Annotated in this window: 20 protein-coding genes; 5 read left to right on the plus strand and 15 right to left on the minus strand. The window is 46.4% G+C overall.

Annotated elements, in window-relative coordinates; all coding sequences use genetic code 11:
- Window positions 1-110: 110 nt before the first annotated feature.
- The 6 genes from HMPREF9624_RS07435 to HMPREF9624_RS07460 form a co-directional block, all read right to left on the minus strand.
- Entirely contained in the window at window positions 111-1553 is a 1443-nt protein-coding gene (locus tag HMPREF9624_RS07435; RefSeq protein ID WP_009537230.1) for a carbon starvation CstA family protein, read from the minus strand.
- Window positions 1554-1888: 335 nt separating this feature from the next.
- Window positions 1889-2638 (minus strand): SDR family oxidoreductase, encoded by a 750-nt coding sequence (locus HMPREF9624_RS07440; RefSeq protein ID WP_009537231.1) that lies wholly within the window; start codon window positions 2636-2638, stop codon window positions 1889-1891.
- A gap of 109 nt (window positions 2639-2747) precedes the next feature.
- Window positions 2748-4952, minus strand: coding sequence for an SPL family radical SAM protein (locus HMPREF9624_RS07445; protein WP_009537232.1), 2205 nt, complete (start codon window positions 4950-4952; stop codon window positions 2748-2750).
- A 49-nt stretch (window positions 4953-5001) separates the two neighbouring features.
- On the minus strand, window positions 5002-7056 hold the full coding sequence (ppk1, locus tag HMPREF9624_RS07450) for a polyphosphate kinase 1 (RefSeq protein ID WP_009537233.1): 2055 nt from the start codon (window positions 7054-7056) through the stop codon (window positions 5002-5004).
- 224 nt (window positions 7057-7280) lie between these two features.
- The gene (locus HMPREF9624_RS07455) at window positions 7281-8702 is read right to left on the minus strand and encodes an APC family permease (protein WP_009537234.1); all 1422 of its coding nucleotides are present in this window, start codon (window positions 8700-8702) and stop codon (window positions 7281-7283) included.
- Between the two features lie 116 nt (window positions 8703-8818).
- Window positions 8819-10153: a M18 family aminopeptidase gene (locus HMPREF9624_RS07460; RefSeq protein WP_009537235.1), complete on the minus strand. Its 1335-nt coding sequence runs from the start codon at window positions 10151-10153 to the stop codon at window positions 8819-8821.
- A 349-nt stretch (window positions 10154-10502) separates the two neighbouring features.
- Between HMPREF9624_RS07460 and HMPREF9624_RS07465 the strand changes: the two genes are divergently transcribed.
- The 3 genes from HMPREF9624_RS07465 to HMPREF9624_RS07475 are packed head-to-tail and all read left to right on the plus strand — an operon-like array spanning window position 10503 to window position 11931.
- Window positions 10503-10712 (plus strand): DUF1858 domain-containing protein, encoded by a 210-nt coding sequence (locus tag HMPREF9624_RS07465; protein WP_009429475.1) that lies wholly within the window; start codon window positions 10503-10505, stop codon window positions 10710-10712.
- A complete protein-coding gene (locus HMPREF9624_RS07470) occupies window positions 10712-11317 on the plus strand; it encodes a hypothetical protein (RefSeq protein ID WP_009537236.1) in 606 nt (201 codons plus the stop codon). Before HMPREF9624_RS07465 ends, HMPREF9624_RS07470 begins: the two co-directional genes overlap by 1 nt.
- A gap of 50 nt (window positions 11318-11367) precedes the next feature.
- On the plus strand, window positions 11368-11931 hold the full coding sequence (locus tag HMPREF9624_RS07475) for a hemerythrin domain-containing protein (protein WP_009537237.1): 564 nt from the start codon (window positions 11368-11370) through the stop codon (window positions 11929-11931).
- Window positions 11932-12185: 254 nt separating this feature from the next.
- On the opposite strand, the gene HMPREF9624_RS07480 is transcribed toward HMPREF9624_RS07475, so the two are convergent.
- Window positions 12186-12926, minus strand: coding sequence for a Crp/Fnr family transcriptional regulator (locus tag HMPREF9624_RS07480; protein WP_009537238.1), 741 nt, complete (start codon window positions 12924-12926; stop codon window positions 12186-12188).
- A gap of 195 nt (window positions 12927-13121) precedes the next feature.
- Here HMPREF9624_RS07480 and hcp point away from each other — a divergent pair, with 195 nt between their 5' ends.
- Together hcp and HMPREF9624_RS07490 are read left to right on the plus strand one after the other, a co-directional pair.
- On the plus strand, window positions 13122-14765 hold the full coding sequence (gene hcp / locus HMPREF9624_RS07485; protein WP_009537239.1) for a hydroxylamine reductase: 1644 nt from the start codon (window positions 13122-13124) through the stop codon (window positions 14763-14765).
- A 268-nt stretch (window positions 14766-15033) separates the two neighbouring features.
- Window positions 15034-15399, plus strand: coding sequence for a DUF488 domain-containing protein (locus HMPREF9624_RS07490; protein ID WP_009428608.1), 366 nt, complete (start codon window positions 15034-15036; stop codon window positions 15397-15399).
- Between the two features lie 17 nt (window positions 15400-15416).
- Here HMPREF9624_RS07490 and HMPREF9624_RS07495 read toward each other — a convergent pair whose 3' ends face one another.
- The 8 genes from HMPREF9624_RS07495 to HMPREF9624_RS07530 all read right to left on the minus strand — a co-directional run bounded on the left by HMPREF9624_RS07495 (window position 15417) and on the right by HMPREF9624_RS07530 (window position 23529).
- Window positions 15417-16529, minus strand: coding sequence for an NAD(P)H-dependent flavin oxidoreductase (locus HMPREF9624_RS07495; protein WP_009537240.1), 1113 nt, complete (start codon window positions 16527-16529; stop codon window positions 15417-15419).
- Window positions 16530-16884: 355 nt separating this feature from the next.
- On the minus strand, window positions 16885-17307 hold the full coding sequence (locus HMPREF9624_RS07500) for a flavodoxin (RefSeq protein WP_009427658.1): 423 nt from the start codon (window positions 17305-17307) through the stop codon (window positions 16885-16887).
- 275 nt (window positions 17308-17582) lie between these two features.
- Complete coding sequence (locus tag HMPREF9624_RS07505) at window positions 17583-18221, minus strand: DUF3793 family protein (RefSeq protein ID WP_009537241.1); 639 nt, start codon at window positions 18219-18221, stop codon at window positions 17583-17585.
- A gap of 474 nt (window positions 18222-18695) precedes the next feature.
- The gene (locus HMPREF9624_RS07510) at window positions 18696-19919 is read right to left on the minus strand and encodes a pyridoxal phosphate-dependent aminotransferase (RefSeq protein WP_009537242.1); all 1224 of its coding nucleotides are present in this window, start codon (window positions 19917-19919) and stop codon (window positions 18696-18698) included.
- Between the two features lie 37 nt (window positions 19920-19956).
- Window positions 19957-21072 carry a putative ABC transporter permease gene (locus HMPREF9624_RS07515; RefSeq protein ID WP_009537243.1) on the minus strand — a complete coding sequence of 372 codons (1116 nt, stop codon included), beginning with the start codon at window positions 21070-21072 and terminating at the stop codon, window positions 19957-19959.
- Between the two features lie 87 nt (window positions 21073-21159).
- Window positions 21160-21828, minus strand: coding sequence for an HAD family hydrolase (locus HMPREF9624_RS07520; RefSeq protein ID WP_009429239.1), 669 nt, complete (start codon window positions 21826-21828; stop codon window positions 21160-21162).
- Complete coding sequence (locus tag HMPREF9624_RS07525) at window positions 21803-22645, minus strand: DUF6553 family protein (RefSeq protein ID WP_009537244.1); 843 nt, start codon at window positions 22643-22645, stop codon at window positions 21803-21805. The genes HMPREF9624_RS07520 and HMPREF9624_RS07525 overlap by 26 nt, the downstream gene beginning before the upstream one ends.
- A gap of 197 nt (window positions 22646-22842) precedes the next feature.
- Entirely contained in the window at window positions 22843-23529 is a 687-nt protein-coding gene (locus tag HMPREF9624_RS07530) for a YesL family protein (protein ID WP_009537245.1), read from the minus strand.
- Between the last annotated feature and the right edge of the window lies 1 nt (window position 23530).

Below are 23530 nucleotides of genomic sequence, written 5' to 3' on the forward strand. Positions count from 1 at the left end.
TCTTTGCTTTTTGCGGCTTTTTCCTATTTTTTAACTCTTCTATTATAAAATTCACCCCGCTCTCAGTACAAGCGAGGTGAACAAGATAACACATTCAATTTTCTGCCGGCTTATGCCTTAGCCTCTCCGGAATAGGGCTTCTTCGTCGCCCGTAAGAAGAGGATTAAGAAAAGTGCCGCAAGAAGAATTCCTGCCGGATAGGCCACGGTTGTGGTCAGACCGAAAGCACCCAGACACTCCGGTGCGCAGAAGAAGTAGGTCATGGAAACCGCACTCATAAATACTGCGGGAACCGCTGTAATCCAGTAATTCTTCTTCTCTCTGTAGAGATACATGGAAGCCGCCCAAAGGACAATCATCGCCAGAGTCTGGTTCGTCCAGCTGAAATATCTCCAAACAACGTTATAAGGCAGGTGAGAAATCACTGCACCGGCTCCCAGAATCGGCAGAGTCAGAAGTCCGCGCTTCTTGAAGTCGTTCTGATCAATCTTAAACCAGTCCGCAATCGTAAGACGAGCGGAACGGAAGGCCGTATCTCCGGAGGTAATCGGACAAGCAATAACGCCCATCATCGCAAGGAACATTCCTACGGAACCCATTGTGGTCTTACAAATCTCATATACGGTAGTTGAGTTACCGCCTTCTAATTTCAAAAGCTTCTCACTGCCGTAAATCGCGCAACCAGCAGCTGCCCAGATAAGAGCAATAATTCCCTCTGCCACCATGGCGCCGTAGAATACGAAACGTCCCTGTTTCTCACTCTTCATACAACGTGCCATCAGCGGAGACTGGGTAGCATGGAAGCCGGAAATGGCACCGCAGGCTACCGTGATGAACATGAAAGACCAAATCGGAAGTCCCTTCGGATGTTCATTGGCAAAATGCTCAAAAATCTCCGGAATCACAAAGCCGTGGGAAAAGATTCCGATGCCTACACCGACTGCCATCGCAATCAGACAGATACCGAAAACCGGATAAATCTTTCCGATAATCTTATCAATCGGACAGAACGTGGCAATCAGATAATAGAGAAGGATAATCCACAGCCACATCTCTTTATTGGTAAGAATCGCGTTTGCGGAACCGCCCGACTTAATCAAAGTCACAATCAGTCCTGCAGGTCCTACCGCAAATACGGTACCAACCATAATGAGGAGCACTACGGAGAACACACGCATCAAGTTCTTCATGCCAAGTCCGAGGTAGTTTCCGGTAACCTCGGAAATAGATGCACCATCCGAACGCTCACTGAGCATTCCGGAAAAGTAGTCGTGTACACCGCCGGCAAAAACCGTACCGAAGGTAATCCATAAGAACACAACCGGGCCCCACTCTGCACCGGTCAAAGCACCGAAAATCGGACCAAGCCCCGCAATGTTCAAAAGTTGAACAAGGAACAATTTCCATTCCGGCATCACCACATAGTCTACACCGTCGTTAATTCGTACTGCCGGCGTCTCTCTGTCATCCGGTCCAAAAGTATTTTCTACAAACTTACCATAGGTAAAATACCCGCCAATCAGAATAAAAAGACACACAAAAAAGCTTACCATAACTTTGCCTCCACTCTTTTTTTCTCCTGTTTTACAAAAAACATTATAAATTTACGAATTTATCGTCGCAAGACAAAGATTAAAGGTGATTTTTTTCTCCATTTGGGCAAATTTTCAAGGATTTATTAATTTGTCCAAAAATTACGTCCCCATAGTCCATTGTTTTGTTATTTTTTAGAGTTTTAGGCGAATACTCCACCATTTTCTCGCAAAAGATAAGCGTTTCTTGATTCAAAAAAATATTGTATCCAGTATGGAGTACTACACTTATCCGGAAAATTCCTGCTTCTGCAAAACTATTTCCTGCAATTTATACTGATAATTCCAAGGCTTTTCTATCTTTTTTTCGCCGCCTTTCTCGTTATTTGAAAAAGCTGCGGTCGCAAATGGACCTCCTCCAATACCACACCCTCCCTTTGCCGTAGAATCATTTCCACGGCGGAAGCCACATCGGAAGGAAGGAGATAGCTCTCCGTATTTTCCCCTACCGTAAAATCCGCATTGCGGTATAAATTGCTGTCCGTCATATCCGGTAAAATGCTGTGCACCTTTAGGCCTGACTTCCTGTTTTCGACAAAAAGGCTTCTCGCAAAGGAGAGAAGTCCCGCCTTTGTCGCACCGTAGGCTGCCCCGTATCCGTTTTCGTGAAGGGCGGTCACGGAGGAAATAAAAAAAACATGCCCTTTCTCTTCTTTCAAATCCCGCAGGAAATACTGTGTTATCGAGAGAGGAATCGTAAAGTTCACCTCAGTCATTTCCGTAATCTTCTCCGCATTCAGGCTCTCATGAAAACCGTAATAGGCGACTCCTGCAGAATGCACCAGAACCGAGAGTTTCTCCTCCATTTTCAGCTTCCGAAAAAATTCCTCCGAGGCTTTCCGGTCCCGTAAATCCAAGGAAACGGGAATAAAAGGAAGCTCTCCCTCTTCTTCCTTAAAGCTTCGCCCTACTCCATAGACGACAAAGCCCATTTCCGAAAGCTTCTCCGCAATGGCCCGTCCTATTCCGCCGGAGGCGCCTGTCACCAGGGCAAGTTTCCGCTCTGCATGCCGCGCGCTATTCCCTTCTTTTTGTCCCTTTTTCATAACAATTTCCTATTCTTTCCACTCACAAATGCCGAGCAAACTCTCTATTTTTCCCCCTTACTCCTTAGCGCATCCTTTCGCTCGTTTCGTCTATCTCGTTGCCTTTATCCTACTTTTCTTCTTCCGTCCACCGGAAAATCTTCTCTTTCGGAAGTTTCTCGAGGAGCCTCTGTTCCAAGAAGCCTTCCATTTTCAGAAGAAGCTCCTTCGGATAATGATAATAGCCGTCCGTATTTTCGTAAGGAAAAGAAGTATAGGGAGAAGCACCGCAGGCCTTCGTCATGGCCTTCAGGTAACTTTCCGAAATACGGAAGCTCCCGACACTTACATCGTATAGTTTTTCCATGGGGATTTCCCGAAAAACCGTTTCCAAAAGTGCGGTATACAGCCCCTCCCAATCCGCATGATAAAGCATGGGATCAAAGCAAAGGCGCAGAGTAAAGCCCTCCTCCATCGCCATTTTAACAGCCTTAAGTCTCCCCTTAAGGCCTGCCGTTCCATGCTCCGCCTCCGAAACGATTTTCTCCGGAGAGAGGGTAAAGGCAAAAATCAGGCGCTTTTTCGCGTTCTCGGATAAATGCATTTTGAGAAGTCTTCGGAAAAGACTTTCTCCCCCCGCCTTGGTCCGTACTTCAATGCGAAGATCCGGCTCTTCCTCCAAAAAGCGAGCGAAGCGCTCCACAAAGGGATAAAGCTCTTCCAACGCCAGTAAATCCGTGTCATAGGAAATACAAAGATAGAGACTCCCCTTCTCTTTTATAAGCCTCCGACAGTCCGAAAAATAATCCTCGAGATTCAGGAAGAGCACCAAATTGGCGGAGGGGTACATTCCCTGTAAGTAGCAGTACTCGCAATGGAAGGGACAGTTCATAAGAAGAGACGCATAATAGAAGGCACTCTCGGAAAAGCTCTGGCAGACGGGTGCTCCCGGGTAAATCCTCTGCCCTTCTTTCTTGGCAAGGATGAGTTTTCGACTCTTCTCCTGCAGGGCTCGATTCTGCTTCCTTCTGTTAAAGAGGTCTTTATAATGCCGAATCGGAATGCACTTCGCCTTCGGAAATTTCTTTAAAATCGCGAGCACTTCCTCTCCTCCGAGTAGTTCTTCCTCGACATAGATATGCGAGAACGGCGGATAGAGCGGAAGAGCCTTCTCCTTATCCTGCCTTCCCTGCTTTTCCTGAACTAGAAGCCACGCCGTGAATTCAGAAAGCACTTTCTGCCCACCCCGCTTGTCCCGGCAGGGAAGACATCCTTCTTCCCTCTTTTTCTGAAAATAGGCTCTCCACTCCGAAGAAAGGCTCTCCGCATAGGAGAGCAGACCCTCCAGCTTTTTCGCAAGGACAAAGGACAGACGCAGTTCTTCCGCGAGAGAAGCGCTTTCCTGCAAAAACGTTTCTTCTTTTTCCCTCTCTTTTTCTTTCTCCGCATCCAGTCGCTCTACCTGCGAAAGAAAGGAAAATACCCTCTCCTCTTCCTTCCGCATCTGCTCTCGCAGCATTTCCGGCACAGTTTTCCCGCTTCCGTGTTGCCTGCTTCCGAGTTGCCCGCTTTCGAGTTCCTCTCTTTCGAGTTCCCCTACTCCGAAGTCCGTTGCGCAGCGGAGGAAAAACAAATTTTCCAAGGAAAGAAAAGCATTGGCAGCCTGGAAAATCGCTGTGGACTCCATGTCGTAGAGTAAGGTTTCCTCCGTATCCATGCGCTCCGGCCTTTCACCGCACATCAGTATAAACTCATTCGTCCCGAAAGGTGAAACATTCTCTTGCCCACTGTCACTTGCCGGAGAAATCTCCTTTTCTATCGAAGAGTAAGACTTCGTCTCTATAGCCCATTTTGCATCCGAACGCCGTAATACTTTATCCCCTGTGATCAGCCTTGCCGTGGGAAAGTCGGTCTGATAAAGAAGCTCAGGATAAAAAGCCCTTCCGCTTCCTCCCTCTTCCAGGGCATGAATCAAAAACCATTTTCCTAAAAGACGCTTTTCCCCTGCTGCCTTAAGCATTGCCGCGCTCCCGATAGAAAGCAGAATGTCTCCCTTTTTCGCTCCCTCTCTTGCCAGGGTCGCTGCAACCGCAGCTGCCGCATTGTTCCGCCCTTCCCCGCATATCGTCAGCAATATCCTTCCGTCTGCACCCGCACTCTCTTTCATACAGGAACGCTCTTTTCCGGCTTGCTTCTGTTCTTTCTTTGCTCCTGACTCATTCCATCCGTCTGTACAGTACTGCAAAAAGGGAAACGAAATCTTTCGTTTCCCCATTTTCTTATTTCTTATGATGTTTTCCACTTCGCCGTAATGCGCCGCAAAGATAAAAATCATAGTGTTTACTCCAAATTCCTATAAGCCTTTAAAGATAAAGTCATAGTGTTTACTCCAAATTCCTATAAGCCTCTCGGTAAAAGAAATCCTGCGAGTTAAAGCGTTCCTCCTGAACGCCCTCGGGATCATGATAGAGGCCATCGGAAAGAAGCCATTTTCCCTTTTCCGTATCCTTAAAGCCCAGGTCAAAAATTTCCCGTACACGCATCCTGCAACGCTCATCGTAAATCGGAGCGGCAACCTCCACCCTTCGAAGGGTATTTCTGGTCATAAAGTCCGCACTGGCAATATAGATTTCCTCTTCTTCGCCCTGCCCGAAGCGATAAATACGGGAATGTTCCAGGAAACGCCCCACTATGCTGTGCACCTGAATATTCTCCGTCTTCCCGGGAATGCCCGGTATCAGGCAGCAGATTCCGCGGATTAAAAGTTGAATCACCACACCCTTTTGAGAGGCTTCAATCAAAGCATCGATAATGTCCTTATCCGTAAGCGCATTTAACTTTAGACCGATATAAGCGCCGCGCCCTGCTTCCGCCTTTCTGCCCTCCGCCGCTATCTTTTCCAAAATAGCGTTTTGCAGGCCCTTCGGTGCAACAAGCAGCGCCGAGCTTTCCTCCACGGTTTCCCCGAGAAGCAGGGTACGGAATACCTCCAGCGCATCTCGCCCGATAGCCTGATTTGCAGTCATCAGGCTTAAGTCCGTGTAAAGCGTTGCCGTTTTCTCATTATAATTTCCGGTACCGATTTGGGTGAGGAAGGATACTCCCTCCTCCGTTTGCTTCGTAATGAGACAAAGTTTGGAGTGCACCTTATAGTCGGGAAGGCCGTAAATCACCTGACATCCCGCATCCTCCAGGCGCCTGGACATCTCAATGTTGGCGGCCTCATCGAATCTGGCACGTAACTCCACAAGAGCAAGGACTTCTTTTCCATTTTCCGCAGCTTCGCAAAGCGCATCCACAATCTGACTGTGATTTGCCATACGGTAAAGTGTTATCTTAATGGAACGAACGGAAGAATCCACTGCCGCCGCCTGCAAAAAACTGATGAAGTTCTTCATGCTCTCATAGGGATAAGAAAGTAAAATATCCCGTCTTTCCACCTGACTCAAGATATTCTCATCCCTTCGAATCTCCGGACTCATTCTGGGACTGTATTTCGGATAATACCACTCCTGATGCTCCCGCATCGTATTTTGCAAAGTAAACAGATAGGATAAGTCGAGCGGTGTGCCGCAATGTAAAACATGTTCTTCAGAAATGCCGAGGAATTTTGCAAGCTTTTTCTTAATCGATTTATGTAGGTCACGGCTGAGCTCCAGTCTGACCGGATTTAAGCGTTTTCTCTTCTTCAGAAGCTGTTCCATCATTCCGCGGTAGTCCAAATCCTCATCGTAAACATCTCCTGCATCGATGTCCGCGTTTCTGGTAATGCGGATAATGGATTTTTCCCGAATCTGGTAAGCGGGATAAAGCTTCGATACAAAGTGGAGAATGAGTTCCTCGGAAAGCATGTGGTAGCCTTTTCTGCCCGGAATTTCAATCAGTCTCTTAAAGACGGGGTTCCAGCAGGGCACAATACCGATTCTTTTCTTTCCGCCCTTTGTCTCGAGCCTTGCCACCGCATAGAGCTCCCGATTTTGAAGGAAGGGGAAGGGCTGCTGCTTTCCGACAATCATGGGAGAAAGATAGGGTCGGATTGCCTTATCAAAATAGGCTTCCAGCTGGCTTTGCTCCTGTTTGGAGAGCTTCTGAAAGTTAATGATGTGGATACCCGCCGGTTCCAGCTCTCCCATCAGCTGCTCATAGATTTCTTTTCGCTTTAGTTCGAGGCGTTCTACCTCTTCCAGGATGAGAGCGATTTGCTCCTTACTGCTTAAGCCGGTCTTGTTGTCCTTTGTGGTTTTTTTACCGTTCATCTGCTCCATGAGCGTTCCCACGCGCACCATGAAAAATTCGTCTAAATTGGTCTGATAAATGGAAACGAACTGCAGTCTCTCCATAAGAGGCACACGAGGATTCGCCGCCTCATTTAAAACTCTTTCATTAAATAAAAGCCATGACAACTCTCTGTTCCGGTAGCATTGCCTGTTATCTTTCATTGTCCCTTCTTCTCCTTCCGGCCTTTTTCCTTAAGAACTGTTTCCCGCCTTTTCTCTGCCCCAAATTGCATTTTTCCTATTATACTCGAAATTCCGAAAATATACCAAAAAAGCGCTCGGATTATTTGCATCTGAGCGCTTCTTCTATGAAATTTATTTTCCACCCAGTTCTCAGCTTATAGCGACACCGTTCAAAACAGCCCCGAAAGCTCTATAAGCTTTTTTTATTTTTGGGCTTCGCTTTTTGCCAAAATCGGCATGATGATTCCCAAGACGGAAAGCACCAGAGGGGTAATGACATTTAAGGCCATGGTAAACATATCCTTGGAGTGCATACCGAGGATACAGCTTACCGCGGTAATCAGGAAACACCAAGCACCGAAAGCCAAAGCCAAAGTATTATTCTTTACAAAACGATATTCCGGATGGAACTTGTCTCCCGCCTTACGGAGCGCGATATAAGCTGCAAATACCCAAAGATAACGAAGCGGCATACATACGGAGTTTAACTTGGTAAGCTGCTTTAATACCGCTGCCGCTCCCGGCACAAAGGACTGCGCCAGGATGATGGAACCGGAAAGTACAGCCACCATGACAATCCCGTTTGTGTAAGCGCCCACATCGTTCTGCTTCAAAAGCTTCTTCGGAATAAACTGCTTTGTGTCTTCATTGTCCAAGAGCATACGAAGCGGTGCATCGATACTTATGATGAGAACGGCAAACTGACCGATCATATTGCACAGGGCATAGATGATTAAGAGGGTATCTCCGATATTATAGTATTGTCCCAGTCTCTGGAAGGCCCAGTAAGCACCGTTTGCCGCATAAGAGTTAAAGCTCTCATCCGAAGCCTTGATCACAGTCGGGTCAAACATCATGCCCATCGCAATGGTGCCGAGCATAGCACAAACCACAACCATGATAGCCAGAGCAATCATGCCCTTCGGGAAGCCCTTACTCGGGTTCTCTACCTTGTTTACGTACGGAGAAATCTTCTCACAGCCGCCCACCGCGAAAACCAGGATGGAAAGAGAGGTAAAATACTCCAAACGGAAATTCGGGATTAAGTTTTTTAAACTAAAGTCCATAGTGACATAATCCGCCTTCGGGTTGATTACCGGTGCGGCAAACATCATCAGAATATAAAGCAGGGACATGATAAACATGCTGGAACCTGCAAGAGTTGCCATCTTCTTCAAGGGGTTCAAGCCTCTGCTTGCCACATAGCAGAAAATCAGGAGCAGGGCAAAGGTAATCAGCTGAATATAAATACTCGGCAGACGATCATAAAGCTCCGCACTGCGGAAGATGACCCAGGATAAAGCCTTCAGGCCGCCACTCGGCTTACTGGCAATATAGGTAATGTGACAAGCCCAGTAGGTCCATCCCGCATAGTACGCAAGCTTGGTTCCCATCGTTTCCCGAATCCAGGAGCTCACTCCGCCACCCGCGTTCTTAAATGCGGAACCGAGTTCTCCCACCATTAACGCATAGGGCACAAAGTACAAGGCAAACATGAAAATCCAGCTGAAAATAACCTGAATTCCGTCAAACCAAACGAAGCCGTTTACCACATTACCAAAGCCCCAAACCGTGGAAAATGCCATAAACGCGAGCAATTTCCAACTAATCTTTTTTTGTTCCATACTTTTCCTCCAAAATAAATTGTTTCTTTCGTAAAAGAAAATTTCTCTCCTGTAAAAATTCTCTTTCGCTTCAGTCTTCTACTGCGTGCCTCTCTATCCGCTTCTACGACAGCACCTTAGAATTTGATTTCCAGATTCCCGTCTCCTCTTCCCAGTACGGAAGAAGAGTAGAAAAGCTTAGCCACTTCCACAAGATAGTAGGTATCTTCCACCCCTGCCGTCTCATACGGGGAATGCATGGAAAGTTGCGGCAGTCCGATGTCTACGGTATTCAGTGCCACCTGACTGTTTGAGATATTCCCCAGTGTGGAACCGCCCAGCATATCCGAACGGTTGGCAAAACTCTGATACGGCACCTTCGCCTTGTCGCAAAAACGCTTAAACACGGCAGCGGACACGGCATCTGTAGTATACTTCTGATTTGCACTGTACTTCAGCACGATTCCCTTATTCATATACGGCCGGTTTAAGGCATCCGCCTTGTCGAGGTGCGCAGGGTGTACGGCATGCGCGTTGTCCGCGGAAACGAGGAAGCTGTTCTGCAAAGCCTTCATATAGTCTTCCTCTCCCATCCCGAAAGCAAAGAGAATTCTATGCAATACATCCTTTAAGAAGGTCGAATCCGCTCCCTGTTTCGTGCCGCTTCCCACCTCTTCATTATCATAAACACAGTGGAGCGCCACACTCTCCTTCGGTGTTGCGGAAAGCAGTCCCTGTAGGGAAGAAAAGGCACACTGCAGGTCATCCAGTCTTCCGCTTGCGATAAATTCTTCCCTTGCTCCCAGGATTGTAGCTTTCTGTCTGTTGTAAAGGAATAGATCCCAGTCCAGAATATCCTCTTCTTTTACAGACGCGGCATCGGCAACCGTCTTCTTGAAGCTCCCCTTTCCTTCGATGGTGGAAAACAGGGGTAACATATCCTTCTGTGCGTTAAACTTATAGCCGTCGTTCACTTCGCGGTTCATGTGAATCGCAAGATTCGGGATAATGAGTAAGTCGCGATCAATATTCACCAGCTTTGTTTCCACGCCCTTTGCGGTCTTTACCAGGACTCTTCCCGCAATGGAAAGCGGTCTGTCCAGCCAGGGAGAGCAAATCATACCGCCGTACTTCTCCACATTTAACTGAATATAAGCCTTATCCATCTCGAGTTCCGGTTCTCCCTTAATCTTAAAGACCGGAGAATCGCTGTGGCTTGCCATCATCTGAAAGCCCTTGAAAGGCTTCTTGGGAAGCGCAAAGGCGATGAGTGCGGAACCGTTTCTTGTGACAAAATACTTCCCGCCCTTCTTCAAATTCCAGTCCTCTCCCTCATACAAAGGAAGAAAACCCTCCTCCAAAAGGATATTTTTCATATTTTCCACGGCAAAGAATGCATTCACACTGCTGTCCAAAAAGTCCATCAGCTTCCTGTTCAGCTTCTTCACCTCTGCTGCTTTATTTGCTGCCATATCGGCTCCTTTCCTGATCCTTTACGGAGAAAAATAAGAGCTAGCTAATAGAAAAAACCGGCTTTCCAAACCTCTCCTTTTCTCTCCCGGACCACAATCCTCTAGCATTATACAGGAAAGAAGAAGGCCTGAGAAGCAAAAAAATAGGAGAATTTACCAAGTTTATTTTTTCACAAGCAGCTGCGCGAATTGTTGCATTTGCAACACCACTATTTTCTTGTATTTGCTATACTACTCATCGTGACGAAGTATCGTGTGCTGATAAAGATACTCGTTATACATCGATGATTTTGCTCCCTTTCCAAACGCGGGAGTAAAATAAAAGCAGAAAAATCAGGAGGAATATAAAATGGCAAAGATTTCCAGTGATATGTTGGTAGGACAGATTGTGAATGAGCACCCGGAGTTGATTGATACCTTACTTGAGGTCGGTATGCACTGCCTGGGTTGCCCCAGCTCCCAGATGGAGTCCTTAGAGGACGCTTGCATGGTACACGGTTTAAATCCGAATGCGGTTCTCGGCATTTTAAATGAAAAGTTAAGTGAGGTTTCCGAATAATGAGTGCATTTTTAGGACCGATTCACTATTGGCTTTACAATAAGATTCAGCTGCAGGAAGAGTTGATTCGGAAAATGGCGGAGTACGGCGAGAAGGCCGGCTGGCCCGTTTTTTCCGAGAAGCATTTGGAAAAAGAAACGGTAAACAAGGAGCTTCGCCCCTTAAATGAGTTGATTGACGTGATGAACATTCACGGATGGCTGCAGGAGAGAGTGCAGGATGCGGAAGCGCGTTATGCACTTCTGGTCAGTTCTGTTTTAAAGGAAGATCCGGATCGGTTGCCCGAGCTGGAAAAACTGGCCTTCCAATTTGGAAAAGAACGCGCGCTCGATGCTTCTTCCGATGCTTCGGACGCTTACAGAAAAATGGATGATTCTCTCTTAAACGGCATGCCCTGTGACAGGGTAAATGTCATTACGGAGCAGGATCCGGAACGAACCTCCTGGGTACAGGAAGAAGATATCCATGCCCCGTTCTGGATTGCTGTAGATGGAGATCCGACAGTTTACTACCGATTAAGAACGAAAATCATGGAGGGAATGCTCTTCGGAACGGAGCTTCACCTGGACTGCAGCGAAGAGGGACACTACAGCCTCTATAAGTAGCGCTTTAAAGGCGGCTTTCCGGATTACGTTAACTAAGAAAGAGGAAAACAATGAATGTAAGTATTGCCATCATGGAGGAAGAACACAGTAATATCAATCGGGCTCTCGCAGTCGTTCGTACAATCTGCTTGCAAATGATGCAGGGCGCCGAAGTTCCGGATGACGATTTTCGGCAAATTATTGATTTTATCAGAAACTATGCCGATAAACACCACCACGGAAAGGAAGAAAAGTTTCTTTTCCCCGCTATGGTTGCCAAAATGGGGCCTGTAGCGGACAAACTGGTTACACACGGCATGCTGGTAGAGCACGACCTCGGAAGAGCGGATGTGCTTGCCCTGGAGACCGCCTTAAACGAATACCGGAAGAACCCTATTCCGGAGTTAAAGCTGGACATCCTTTCCTACGCGATGGCCTATGCCCATCTTTTACAGCTGCATATCGAAAAAGAAAACAGTGTCGTCTATCCTTTTGCGGAACGAGGCTTAAGCGAAGAAGATTTTCGGGATATCAACGAAAAAAGTGAGACTTACGAGGCGGAAAAGAAAAAAGAAGGGATTCAGGAACATTACCTGACCGCCCTTGGCTCTTTAGAGAAGAAGTATCAGCTGTAGGCTTCTTTCCGGAAGAAATCACGGAATGGGAGCTTGGTTTCCATTCCTATTGTTTATAGATTTTTTACTGGTATTCTCTTCCGTATTTCGCTATAATGGAATTCCGTATAGAGTGTTTTTATATATTGCAACCGGTTAACAGCAATTTGCCTGGATAGATTAAAAAAATACCGCGCGTGAACCGCGCGGTATTTTTGTGCTTCCATAATGAACAGGCTTTCCCGTCTTTTCCTTTATTTTATAAAGTATTTTTCTTACAGTGCCGCCTGTGCTTTCAAGATGAAGGTGTTTCGATCAAAGTCAATCACCCCCTCCTCTTTTAAAGCGGAGAGTTCCCTCGTCATCGCGGAACGGTTTGTGCAGAGGAACTGCGCCATATCCGTGCGGCTTAAGCCGAGTTCTATATACTTCGACTTCTGTTTTTGTGCCTGCAGCGATAAATAGGCCAGAATTTTCTCCCGCAGGCTGCTCCGGGAAGTGACCTCTATCTTCTCCATCAGCTGAATATTTTTTTTGCTGATTAAATCAAAGAGATTCTCAATTAAACGGAAGTGAAAGCCGCACTGGTTTTTACAAACATGGATGGCCTTTTCGAAAGAAAGGAAAAGCACCTCCGTCTTTGCAGCGGAAAGAAAAGAGACATACTCATCCTCGGAAGCACTGTTTCCGAAGGTTTCTCCGAAGATTTCCCCCTCCCCCATATAGGTAAGCAGGGTTTCCTTTCCCCAGACATCCGTTTTAATCATGTGAATGCTGCCGTAAAGCACTACCCCTACATGCTTTTCATGATTTTCCTCCAGGTGAATCATTTCTCCCTTTTTATAAGAGCGTACATAGCTTTTCATACAGTAAAGCAAGGCATTCAGATTTTCTTTCTCAATGCCCTTAAAAATTTCCATATCCGAATAACGAAGAACCTCCTCCTTATTCAGCTTTTTCCGCTCTTCCGTGGTACTGCATCCGCAACTGCAGCAAGCCTTCTTTTCTTCTATCATAAGTACTCCATCCTCTTTGTATTTAATTAATGCACAGTCTAATCTTATTTTGTTGCGCGCGCAACATATTTTTCTTCCCTTTTATTGCAAAATGGAGAACATCGAGCGGCGGGGAGCGTTCTTCCGAGATTGTTCCGGGCGTAAACGCCTCTTCGCAAAGTAAGAATGAGTCAGGTTTTTTCTTAGGAGGGAAAAATGGAGAATAAGATGTTTTGTTATCAATGTCAGGAAACGGCAAACTGTTCCGGATGTACCGTATCCGGTGTTTGCGGAAAGAAACCGGATGTCGCGGCTATGCAGGACCTTTTGGTCTATGCCACTAAGGGCTTATCCGCTGTGGCTGAAGAGTTAAGAGCCGAGGGAAAAGAAGTTTCTCCGGAGTTGAATCACCGCGTAACGATGAACCTTTTCATCACCATTACCAATGCAAACTTTGATAAGGATGCTATCGTGGAAAATATTAAGGAAACCTTCGCGCTTAGAGATGCGGTTAGAGCAACACTTTCCGACAGCGCAAAGCTTCCAAAGGCCGCAACCGTGGAAGTCGCAGAGAAGGATTACGAGATCTTTGCACAGAGCATCGGTGTTTTAGCTACGGAAAATGAAGATATCCGTTCTTTAAGAGAGTTAATCACTTACGGATTAAAGGGTCTTGCCGCTTATTCCAAGCATGCAAACGCACTTTTAAAGGATGATGCCAATGTTGACGCTTTCATCCAGAAGGCTCTTACAAAAACATTGGATGACAGCCTCTCCGTAGACGATTTGGTAGCTCTTACCTTAGAGACCGGTAAGGCCGGTGTAGAGGGTATGGCCCTTCTTGACAGCGCAAATACTTCCACCTACGGAAATCCTGAAATCACGACCGTAAATATCGGTGTTCGAAATAACCCGGGAATTCTCGTTTCCGGACACGATCTTAGGGACCTTGAAATGCTTCTGGACCAGACAGAGGGCACAGGCGTAGATGTTTACACCCACTCCGAGATGCTCCCTGCCCACTACTACCCCTTCTTTAAGAAGTATAAGCACTTCGCAGGAAACTACGGAAATGCCTGGTGGAAGCAGAAGGAAGAGTTCGAGCCGTTTAACGGACCAATCCTGATGACCACAAACTGTATCGTTCCGCCAAAGGATAGCTATAAGGACAGACTTTGGACTACCGGTGCTGCAGGTTTCCCCGGATGCAAGCACATCGGCGGAAAGTATGGCGAAATCAAGGATTTCTCTGCCATCATTGAACAGGCTAAGTCCTGCCCCGCTCCAACAGAAATCGAGACCGGAACCATCGTGGGCGGATTTGCGCATGAGCAGGTATTTGCCCTCGCGGATAAGGTGGTAGAAGCTGTAAAGTCCGGCGCCATCAAGAAGTTCGTGGTTATGGCAGGTTGTGACGGAAGACAGAAGAAGAGAGATTACTACACAGAGTTTGCCAAGGCACTTCCAAAGGATGCCATAATCTTAACCGCAGGATGTGCAAAGTATAAGTACAATAAGCTGGATCTTGGCGATATCGGCGGAATTCCAAGAGTTCTCGATGCCGGACAGTGTAACGACTCCTACTCCTTAGCCTTAATCGCTCTGAAGCTGAAGGAAGTATTCGGCTTGGATGATGTAAACAAGTTACCACTCGCATACAACATTGCTTGGTATGAGCAGAAGGCTGTTATTGTTCTTCTTGCCCTTCTCTACTTAGGAGTAAAGAACATTCACCTTGGACCAACCCTTCCCGCCTTCCTTTCTCCGAACGTAGCCAAGGTTCTTGTAGAGAACTTCGGTATTGCCGGAATCGGAACCGTAGAAGATGACATGAAGATTTTCTTCCCGGAAACAGCATAAAGAGAAACGAGATACTGCACGCTGCGCGAGCGATACTCGTTAAGGATCATAAAAAGAGATTGCTCTAAAGGGGGCAATCTCTTTTTGAAATTCACTGGAAACTGCTATTCGCATATGCTATATTTATCTATACAATAAAACGAATATCGTAATAGGCTCGATTTGGTAGTGTAGTTCTTAGGAAAATGAGTTTTCCGGGATTCACGCCGGTACTCCCGTTTTCTATGCAACACTGCAGATTTCCTCTTGGGGAGAAAGTGAGTGCAATATGTGTCGGTTACAAACGAAACGAATTTATCTTGCGCAGGCTGAAACGGACGGTTTTCGAATATTAACAGACCGATTATGGCCACGAGGCGTGGCAAAAGAAAAAGCGGCAATTGACTACTGGGCAAAGGATTTCAGTCCTTCCACCCACCTGAGAAAGTGGTTTGACCACAAGGAAGAGCTTTTTCCTCGTTTTCGCGAGCTCTATCGGGAGGAATTGGAAAATAATCCTGATAAAGAAAGCCTGATTCAACTCGTAAAAGAACATCTGGAAAAGGAAAATGTCAGTCTCCTCTTTGCTTCCAAGGAGGAAAAAATGAATCAAGCTGTGGTCTTACTGGAGTGGCTGAAAGAGAAACTGGCGTAAAAGCGGTTCTCCTCCCTTTACACTTTCAAAATGTCCTCCGTCCCTTTTGGGGCGGGGGTTTTTTCTTTCCCCGGGAACAATTCCTCCACTATTTCGCGCACCGATACAATTTCCCGAAGCTTTCCCAGATTGGCTCCCGAGAAGAAGAGACCCTCCCCCACATTTCCCTCTACTGCGGAAATGAGTGCATGGGTAATACAATATTTCACGCTTCCCGGATCGCAACTGTGAATACAGCGGGAGCAATGTTTCGGAGGAATACGTCCTGTTTCTCCCAGCTTTTCCAGCATAGGGCTCTTCACCGCCCTTCCCGGCATTCCTACCGGACTATGGATGATAGCAAGGTCCTTTTCACCCTTGGAAATAAGATATTCTTTATAGGCGGTACTCGCGTCACATTCCTCGGTGCCGATAAAACGGGTAGCCATCTGTACACCGTAAGCTCCCGCCTCTTGTACTCTTACAATGTCTTCCCTGCTCCAGATTCCTCCCGCTGCAAAAAGCGGAATCTTCCGGCCGAATTCTTCTTCAAAGCTTTGCAATACGGTCAAAACTTCCGGAATCAATTCCTCCAGCGATTTAGCCTTCCCTTCCTCCACTTCTACGGCCTTAAAGCCCAGGTGCCCTCCTGCCAGGGGACCTTCCAAAACCACAAAATCGGCAGTCCTTTGATACTTTTGGCTCCATGTTTTGAGTAAAACCTTGGCCGCCCTGCCGCTGGAAACAATGGGCGCAATAAGCGCCTTTCCCTCCGGCACCAGTTCCGGCAGACTTAAGGGCAGGCCTGCTCCGGAAATCACGGCATCGATTCCCTCTTCCACGGCAACTTTTATAGCATCCTCCCACTGTCTTGTGGCAACCATAGCGTTAATGGAAAGCAGTCCTCTTCCCTCACTGCGTTCCCTTGCCCTTCGGATCTCCTTCCGCAAGGCCCGCAGATTCGCCTCCTCAGGAGAACGGCGAAAATCCTCCTCACGGTAGCCGCAGTCCGCGGTGCTGATACAGCCCATAGCACCTGTTCTTGCCACAGCCCCCGCTAAGCCGGAAAGGGAAACGCCTACTCCCATTCCTCCCTGTATTAAGGGAATCTCCAAACCTCTGTTTTCCAAGCAATTTTTCAACTGATTCATTTTCCGTATCCTTTCCGTGATGAAAAAGGGAATTCCTATATGAAAAAGCGAGTTCATATGATTCAATATTTTTAATTATTTGATTGCTCTATCTTAAATCTTTTGAAAATAGCCGTAAAGTCATTTTTATACATTCTTTCTTGTGTATTTATTAAATATTTTGAAATATTAACCGTATCTTCCGTGTTTTATTTGTTAAGAATCGAGTAGGAGGCGTGCCGTCCTCTCACAGCAAAAAAGAGGCCCTGCGTATGCAGAACCTCTTCCTATTCTTAACAAGTGACGCGGGCAAAGCCTGAGACATCCTGTTCATAACGAGTATCGCTCGCAAAGCCTGCGATATCTCCTTTTTTCCTTAAGCCTTAGCCAAAGCCTCTCCTAAAGCCTTACAGTTTGCAAGTCCTTCTTCATCCGGTGTCAGGTTGCAGATAACGGGCTCCGCCACTAAAACCGCTCCGGCCTCTTTCATTCTTCCTTCCCAGGTACGCATCCACTCTCCATCACCCCAGTCATAGGATCCGAAAAGAGCAATCTTCTTTCCCGAAACGGACGGAAGCAACTCTTCTACGAAAGGTTCCATCTCGCCCTCATCCAGAACCTCATCTCCCATTGCGGGACATCCTAAAGCAAAAACGGATTCTCCTGCCAAATCGGCTGCGGAAATATCGGATACGCTGATTGCCTTTCCCTCTCCGCCTGCAGCCTGAATGCCCTCTACTACCGCATCGGCCATAGCCTCTGTATTTCCTGTCTGGCTCCAAAATACAACCTTAATCATCGTTTGTCCTCCTTTGTAAAAAATACATTTGCTCCTTTGTCTATATCATACTATTTTACCGGGAATTACTTGTTGCTATTGCAACAGTTCTTTGTCCTGTTTGCAATAAGCTTTCCTTTCCAATAGATGGAACACGAATAAATGAATCCCCCCTTAGGGAATCTTTCCGGCTATGCCGCCATGGCTTTCTCACAGCAGCTCTCGGTTATGCCGCCCTAGCCTTCTTACAATAGCTCTCGGTTATGCCGCCATGGCCTTCTTACAATAGCTCTCGGTTATGCCGCCATGGCCTTCTCACAGCAGTACTCGGCCATCACAGCCAAATTCTCACAACGCTCGGCAAGTGCTGTAAAGCGGGCTATACATTCGTCAAAAAGTTGAAAACGTCTCAATGCCCCCTCTACATCAAAGTAAACCTTCCAGTACCCCGTCAGCTTCGCCTTTTGCCTGGGATTCTCGATAAATGCACGAATGTCCCAAAGAGGATAGCCCAAGAAAATACCGACCTCGTGAGGAAATACGTCTCCCGCCCCTTTATAGTTTTGGAAGCGCTCCTTAAAACGTAGAATCCAGTCTTCTCCTTCCTCATATCCCAGATGTAAGGAATACAAAAAACGCTGTACCCTTTTATCCGCCAAATGGCGAAGTAAGGTTTCTTTTCGGTATAGTAAAATGCTTTCCTTCTCTGCTGAATATAAAGTCAAAATGGAAAGCTCGCTTTCCGTTCCCTTCTCTGCTCCCGCATTTCTTCTTTGGAGCAGCACTCTTTCCAATAATTTCTTTTCTTCCTTCGTGACTGTAAAGATTGCCGCCGGCTTTAAACCGACAATAACCGGTGCATTCAGACAGAGATGTTCTTTTACCAAATCTTCTGCTGTCTTGTTTTTTTTAAAGAATACTCTGCCCTTCTCCATAATTACCCCTCTATTAGTTAGTTTATATTAACTAACCATAATGAGGATTATATTAGTTCCATCTAACTTTGTCCAGTGCTTTTTAGTCCGAAGGAACAGATTCCTCTCTTTTTACTTCTCTTACGTGTCCTCCCTCGCAATTCTTGCAGCTTTGTAAGATTTCTTTCATCCTTTCCTTCTTTTCTACTGTTTTTCTTTATCTTTTTTATTTTTCTTTAAGTCATAAAACATATTTTAATCACAGTTTCCGATTATCCTATACACAGTTACATAAGATGTAACTAATAAAAAAGCTTTTCATACTCAACTCCGGAACCTTCTCCTGTAAATACAGGTTTCGGAGTCCCCCTTCAAAATGATAGCAAAAGAGCAAGGCGCACGCCTTGCTCTTTTGCTATCTTCTTAGAAACCGGAGTCACGCAAGGGCAAATCCCGTGCCCCTCATTTTAATCGTACTTATACCCCGGAGAGAGTCTATCTCTCCTCTTCCGCCTCCTTTTCGCTCTCCCAATTTCTGCAATCCTCTGCCAAAGCACGAAAGGCCGGAAGAGACGCTTCTATCTTCTCATAAGGCACACAATAGGCTAAACGGAAATAACCGGGAAGTCCGAATCCGTCCGTCGGAACCAAAATAATATGCTGCTTTTCCGCAAGCTTCACAAAGCTTTCCGTGTCTTCCAGAGGGGACTTCACAAGAAGATAAAAGGCGCCCTGAGGCGGTACACAGGTAAAGCCCATTTCGGTAAGCTCCGTGTAGAGTAATTTACGGTTTCTGTCATAGAAGCCCAAATCAATTTTCACATCCAGGCACTGCCCGATTACCTTTTGGAATAAGGAAGGGGCATTGACAAAGCCGAGTGTCCGCCCGGTAATGATTGCCGCCTGCATAAGCAGCTCTCCGTCCTCCACTGCATCGGAAATTGCCATATAGCCGATACGCTCACCCGGAATGGAAAGTGTCTTGGAAAAGGAATAGAGATAGATGCTGTTTCGATACAGATTCGGTAAATACGGAACCTCCCGTCCGTCGTAGGCCAGTTCACGATACGGTTCATCACAAATCAGATAAATCGGATGCCCTACTCTTTCTTCCGCCTCCTTCAGCATCTTCGTTAAAAGAAGCAGTTCTTCTTCGGAGTAAATGATGCCGCTGGGGTTATTCGGGTTATTGAGAATCACCGCCTTGGTTCTCTGTCTGATCATCCGCTCTGCAGCGTCCAAATTCAGAGAGAAATCGTCCGCCCTCATCGGAACTACAGCCAGTTTTCCCTTATAATGGGAAACATAGGACTTGTATTCCGTAAAATACGGGGCAAAGCAAAGGACCTCATCCTCCTCGTCCAAAAGGCAGCGCATAAGGATATTCAGTCCCCCTGCAGCACCTGCACAAAGTAAAATATTGTCCTTATGGTAGTTTTGCCCGAAACGGGAGTTCAAATGCTCCGCAACCTGTGTTCGAACATCATCGAAACCGGCATTTTTCATATAACCGTGAATCTCATGCGGATCCTGATTTTCCAAAAGACTGATAATGGCATTCTTCACCTCATAGGGTACCGGCGCAACGGGATTTCCCAGGCTGAAATCATAGACCTGATCTTTTCCATAATTTTTCGCCATTTCCTGTCCCATTTCAAACATTTTCCGAATGACGGAATTCCCCGCCATGAGACCTTCCATCGTGCGTGCTAAACTCATTTCCTCCTCCTAAAGAGCTTGATTCAGCTTCTTTTTTCTAAAGGCTTCCATGCTGATTTGTATCCTTTAAGGGCTTTAGAGCCGCTTTCTTTAAATCGTCAAATCCACTTGCCTCGGACACCGCCTCCGGATTGTTCCGAAGCATCGTTTTTACCCACCAAGGCATCTTTCCGCTGTTTTCATTTCCGCCGTCTTCCAGAAGAGAAAGTCGCTCTTCCAAACGGGTCTTGTCTTTTTCCAACTCAACGAGCGTTTTCTGCCCAGAGAAGATGGCTTCCGCGGAATCCTTGACATTGCCTGCTACTGCTACGACAGAGTTCTTCAGGCTGCTGGCTACCGCCACGGTGGAGTCCTTCATGGAACTCGCCATGGCCACGGTAGAATCTTTTACGGTACTCGCTACCGCTACGGTGGAATCCTTTACAGTACTCGCTACCGCTACAGTGGAATCCTTTACGGAGCTCGCTACCAGCTTTGCCGCCGCTACATTGCCTTCCGTCTTCTGGACTTCCCGGATTTCTTCCGCGGACTGTTCCCATTCCGCTTTGGTATCTGCAAGTTTCTCATAGACTTCGGCAATGGATTTTCTCAAAAGCTGGATCTCCTCCGAATTCGCCGCCAGACGTGTAACTCTTTCCTTCAGTTCCAGTGCGGCAATCACGGAGAAAATCACATCTTCCACAAATAAAGTATAAAAAATGGTATTCATCACAACAAAGGTGATGTACGACCAGGTCTCCGGAATACTGGCAATTCGAGGATGCACTACCCGGATCACAAAAATGGCGGCAAGCCCCCAGCCAATGGATGCCGGTAAGCAAATGTAGCCGTGAAAATTCAGGGGATTCTGCGAATAATCCCACCAACGCATATGGAAGATTTTGTTCATTAAAAATCCGGTAACGAGCTCCAAGCAAGTACCGCCGAAAAAACCGACCAAGAACAAATACAGTCGATTTCCCTCATGCCCCTGTGTAAACAGAAGTAAGAGAGATGCTCCTACGCCGTAAATCGGAAGCCAAGGTCCATGGCAAAATCCTCTGTTTTGCAGGTGCCCCGACTTGATGGAGCAGTAAGTTGATTCAAAACACCATCCGAACATACAATAGAGCATAAAAAAAGTAGTCCATTGTAATACCGTATATGACCCCATAAAAATACCTCTTTGTATCTTTCTGCAAAATCATATCCTAGCACAAAATGGACTTTTTTACAAATTTTCGGCAAAAGGAAACGAGCTCTATCCCCTCTTTGCAAGCCGTTCCAGCGCTTCCGGAAGTTCCTTAAGACAAGTGATTTTCTCTTCAAAGCTCTCCGGATTCCCAAAACCGTATGAAGCGAAAATAAAGGGAATCCCGCATTCCTTTGCGGAAGCACGGTCCAATGCGGTATCGCCAAGGTAAACCGTCTTTTCCCGGCTCAGACCGTTTCTTTCCATAACAAGACGGATGTTCTCCGCCTTGGATTTTCCGGTATTCCCGAAGCACTCGATATCCCGGATAAGCTGCCCTTCCCCGAAGGCTAAGCCTGCCGCAGTAAGCATGGCTTCTATATAGCCCGACTGACAGTTGGAGACGATAAAAAGTTTTTTCCCGGCTTTCTCCAAGCTTTTCACCGTAGAAACAAAATCCGGAAAAAACCTGCCGGGATGTTTTGCCAGGTAAATATTTTCATACTCCATGGCATAGCACATGATTTCTTCTCTTCTCTCCTTCTCCAATCCGGGAAGCAGCCCCTCTCCGATGGCTTCCATCGTGAGCCCCATATACGGTTCCAAATCCGCAGCCGTAAGAACTCTCCCCTTGCTCTCAGGGTAGTTCTGAAACGCCTCCGTCCAAGACTCCGCTACTTCCTTCGCACTGTCCCAAATCGTTCCGTCCACATCAAAAATCACTGCTTCCATTTCCATTCAGACCCCTTTCCTCCATTACCGTCTTCCATTGCTCTTCTCCCCCGTTTATCTTCCGGAAATAAAGCTCCAAAAATACTTCTTTCACAGGCCTTGCCTTTTCTTCCAGGCCTACCGCCGCAGGAATAAACAGCAAAACCTCTCCTATTTCCTCCGCCATCTTTCTGGACAGGGACTCATCGCTCATGCGAATCATCCCAAAGACTGTAGAGCCATAGCTTTTATCCTTTACACAGTTTTCCAGCCAAAGTAAGGCAAAGCACTCTATCTCTTTCTGTCGCAAAGCCGAAAGCGCATCCGCTCCGCCTTCCGTTTGTCCTTCCATTTTCCCGTCCGAAACAAAAATATCGAGGAGCTTATCAAGCTCTTTTTTTACCGCCCTTCGATTCCAAAAGTGAATCCCGGTTCTGCCTGCAATCAGAATATTCATCCAGCTGTACATGTACCGGTCCACAATGACGGGATTCTTTTGAAACGCTTTGCTTTCCCGGAGCGGACGATCCTGCAGACTCGGATAGCGTTCATAAAGCACACTTAGCCGTTTTTCTTCTTCTCGCTTCTCTTCTTCCCGCTTCCCGTTTTCACTCTGCTCTTCCGGCTGCGCTTCTTCCTGTTTCCCGTTTTCACTCTGCTCTTCCGGCTGCTCTTCTTCCCGTTTCTCTTTTTCACTCTGCTCTTCCGGCGCATCTCCCTGCAAGCGTCTTATTTTTTCTAAAATAAGCTTTTCCCTTTTTTCCGGATTCCTCTCTTCATAGAAGCTCTCCGGCCAATCCGAAAACGGATCTTTTTCTTCCGCTAAATCCTCTCTAAACAGCATATTCCCTCTCAGTTCATGATTCATTCATATTTTGTTATCACATTGTTTACAGCATAAACATAGTTTATTCATGCCTCTTTTTTATACTGCATGCAGATAACGAAATAAACGTTATTCATTAAATAGATTTTTTTCATAATACTTGGCAGGAGTAACCTTGGTGTTGCCCCTGCCTCCTCCCTTTTATGGGAGTTTTTTTATTTCTCACTTTGTACATTTTCCTCTTCGGGCTCTTGCTCTTCCGGCTTCTTTTTCTCGTAGCGGGCAAAAATCCTCCTGAAAAAAGCGGAATTCATCCAAGCCAGCAGCGGAAATCCCAAAATAAAGAAGACGGGAACAAACATCGGAACAAGTCTCAGTAAAAAGAAAATCAGAATGACCGATGCAAAGTCCAAAGCCAGAATTCCCAAGGTATAGGGAAGGTGGTGAATGGACATCAGTAAGGCATGGAGCATCACCTTCTGCCAACTGTTTTCAAAGCGGGAGAGAAGCGGCCATACATACAGAAATACGAAAATCCAAAGCAAAATCAGTGCATCGGTAATTCCTTGCAGAAGAAAGCGTAGGACGGCATGATTCTGAAAAAGCACGGTGAAGAATCGATGATCCAAAAGCAAAATGCCCAGGACGGGAAGAAGAATCAGCCAGATAATCAGCCCTTCCTTCCAATTCCTTTTAAAAGAACGGAAAAACATACGAAAATTTCCGTCATCCTCATCTTTCACGATTTTCAAAGTGCAATAGTACAGGGCAGTCGTGGAAATCCCGAAAGTCACAATCGGAAGCGAGCAGACAATCCAAAGTAAGTTCAGTACCATGATGTCCGCAAGTCTGCCCACAAAACGCCATATATCGTTGTCATAATTAAAAAAGCCTTGTAACATT

Source organism: Oribacterium asaccharolyticum ACB7 (assembly GCF_000238075.1).
GTDB lineage: Bacteria > Bacillota > Clostridia > Lachnospirales > Lachnospiraceae > Oribacterium > Oribacterium asaccharolyticum.

Bases quoted from the DNA above. Each gene is read 5' to 3' on its own strand.
- HMPREF9624_RS07475 (WP_009537237.1), top strand. From the start codon at position 11,368: ATGAATGTAAGTATTGCCATCATGGAGGAAGAACACAGTAATATCAAT.
- HMPREF9624_RS07500 (WP_009427658.1), bottom strand. From the start codon at position 17,307: ATGATTAAGGTTGTATTTTGGAGCCAGACAGGAAATACAGAGGCTATG.
- HMPREF9624_RS07445 (WP_009537232.1), bottom strand. From the start codon at position 4,952: ATGATTTTTATCTTTGCGGCGCATTACGGCGAAGTGGAAAACATCATA.
- HMPREF9624_RS07530 (WP_009537245.1), bottom strand. From the start codon at position 23,529: ATGTTACAAGGCTTTTTTAATTATGACAACGATATATGGCGTTTTGTG.
- HMPREF9624_RS07505 (WP_009537241.1), bottom strand. From the start codon at position 18,221: ATGGAGAAGGGCAGAGTATTCTTTAAAAAAAACAAGACAGCAGAAGAT.
- ppk1 (WP_009537233.1), bottom strand. From the start codon at position 7,056: ATGAAAGATAACAGGCAATGCTACCGGAACAGAGAGTTGTCATGGCTT.
- HMPREF9624_RS07490 (WP_009428608.1), top strand. From the start codon at position 15,034: ATGTGTCGGTTACAAACGAAACGAATTTATCTTGCGCAGGCTGAAACG.
- HMPREF9624_RS07510 (WP_009537242.1), bottom strand. From the start codon at position 19,919: ATGAGTTTAGCACGCACGATGGAAGGTCTCATGGCGGGGAATTCCGTC.
- hcp (WP_009537239.1), top strand. From the start codon at position 13,122: ATGGAGAATAAGATGTTTTGTTATCAATGTCAGGAAACGGCAAACTGT.
- HMPREF9624_RS07460 (WP_009537235.1), bottom strand. From the start codon at position 10,153: ATGGCAGCAAATAAAGCAGCAGAGGTGAAGAAGCTGAACAGGAAGCTG.
- HMPREF9624_RS07480 (WP_009537238.1), bottom strand. From the start codon at position 12,926: ATGATAGAAGAAAAGAAGGCTTGCTGCAGTTGCGGATGCAGTACCACG.
- HMPREF9624_RS07515 (WP_009537243.1), bottom strand. From the start codon at position 21,072: ATGGGGTCATATACGGTATTACAATGGACTACTTTTTTTATGCTCTAT.
- HMPREF9624_RS07440 (WP_009537231.1), bottom strand. From the start codon at position 2,638: ATGAAAAAGGGACAAAAAGAAGGGAATAGCGCGCGGCATGCAGAGCGG.
- HMPREF9624_RS07455 (WP_009537234.1), bottom strand. From the start codon at position 8,702: ATGGAACAAAAAAAGATTAGTTGGAAATTGCTCGCGTTTATGGCATTT.
- HMPREF9624_RS07520 (WP_009429239.1), bottom strand. From the start codon at position 21,828: ATGGAAATGGAAGCAGTGATTTTTGATGTGGACGGAACGATTTGGGAC.
- HMPREF9624_RS07495 (WP_009537240.1), bottom strand. From the start codon at position 16,529: ATGAATCAGTTGAAAAATTGCTTGGAAAACAGAGGTTTGGAGATTCCC.
- HMPREF9624_RS07470 (WP_009537236.1), top strand. From the start codon at position 10,712: ATGAGTGCATTTTTAGGACCGATTCACTATTGGCTTTACAATAAGATT.
- HMPREF9624_RS07525 (WP_009537244.1), bottom strand. From the start codon at position 22,645: ATGCTGTTTAGAGAGGATTTAGCGGAAGAAAAAGATCCGTTTTCGGAT.
- HMPREF9624_RS07465 (WP_009429475.1), top strand. From the start codon at position 10,503: ATGGCAAAGATTTCCAGTGATATGTTGGTAGGACAGATTGTGAATGAG.
- HMPREF9624_RS07435 (WP_009537230.1), bottom strand. From the start codon at position 1,553: ATGGTAAGCTTTTTTGTGTGTCTTTTTATTCTGATTGGCGGGTATTTT.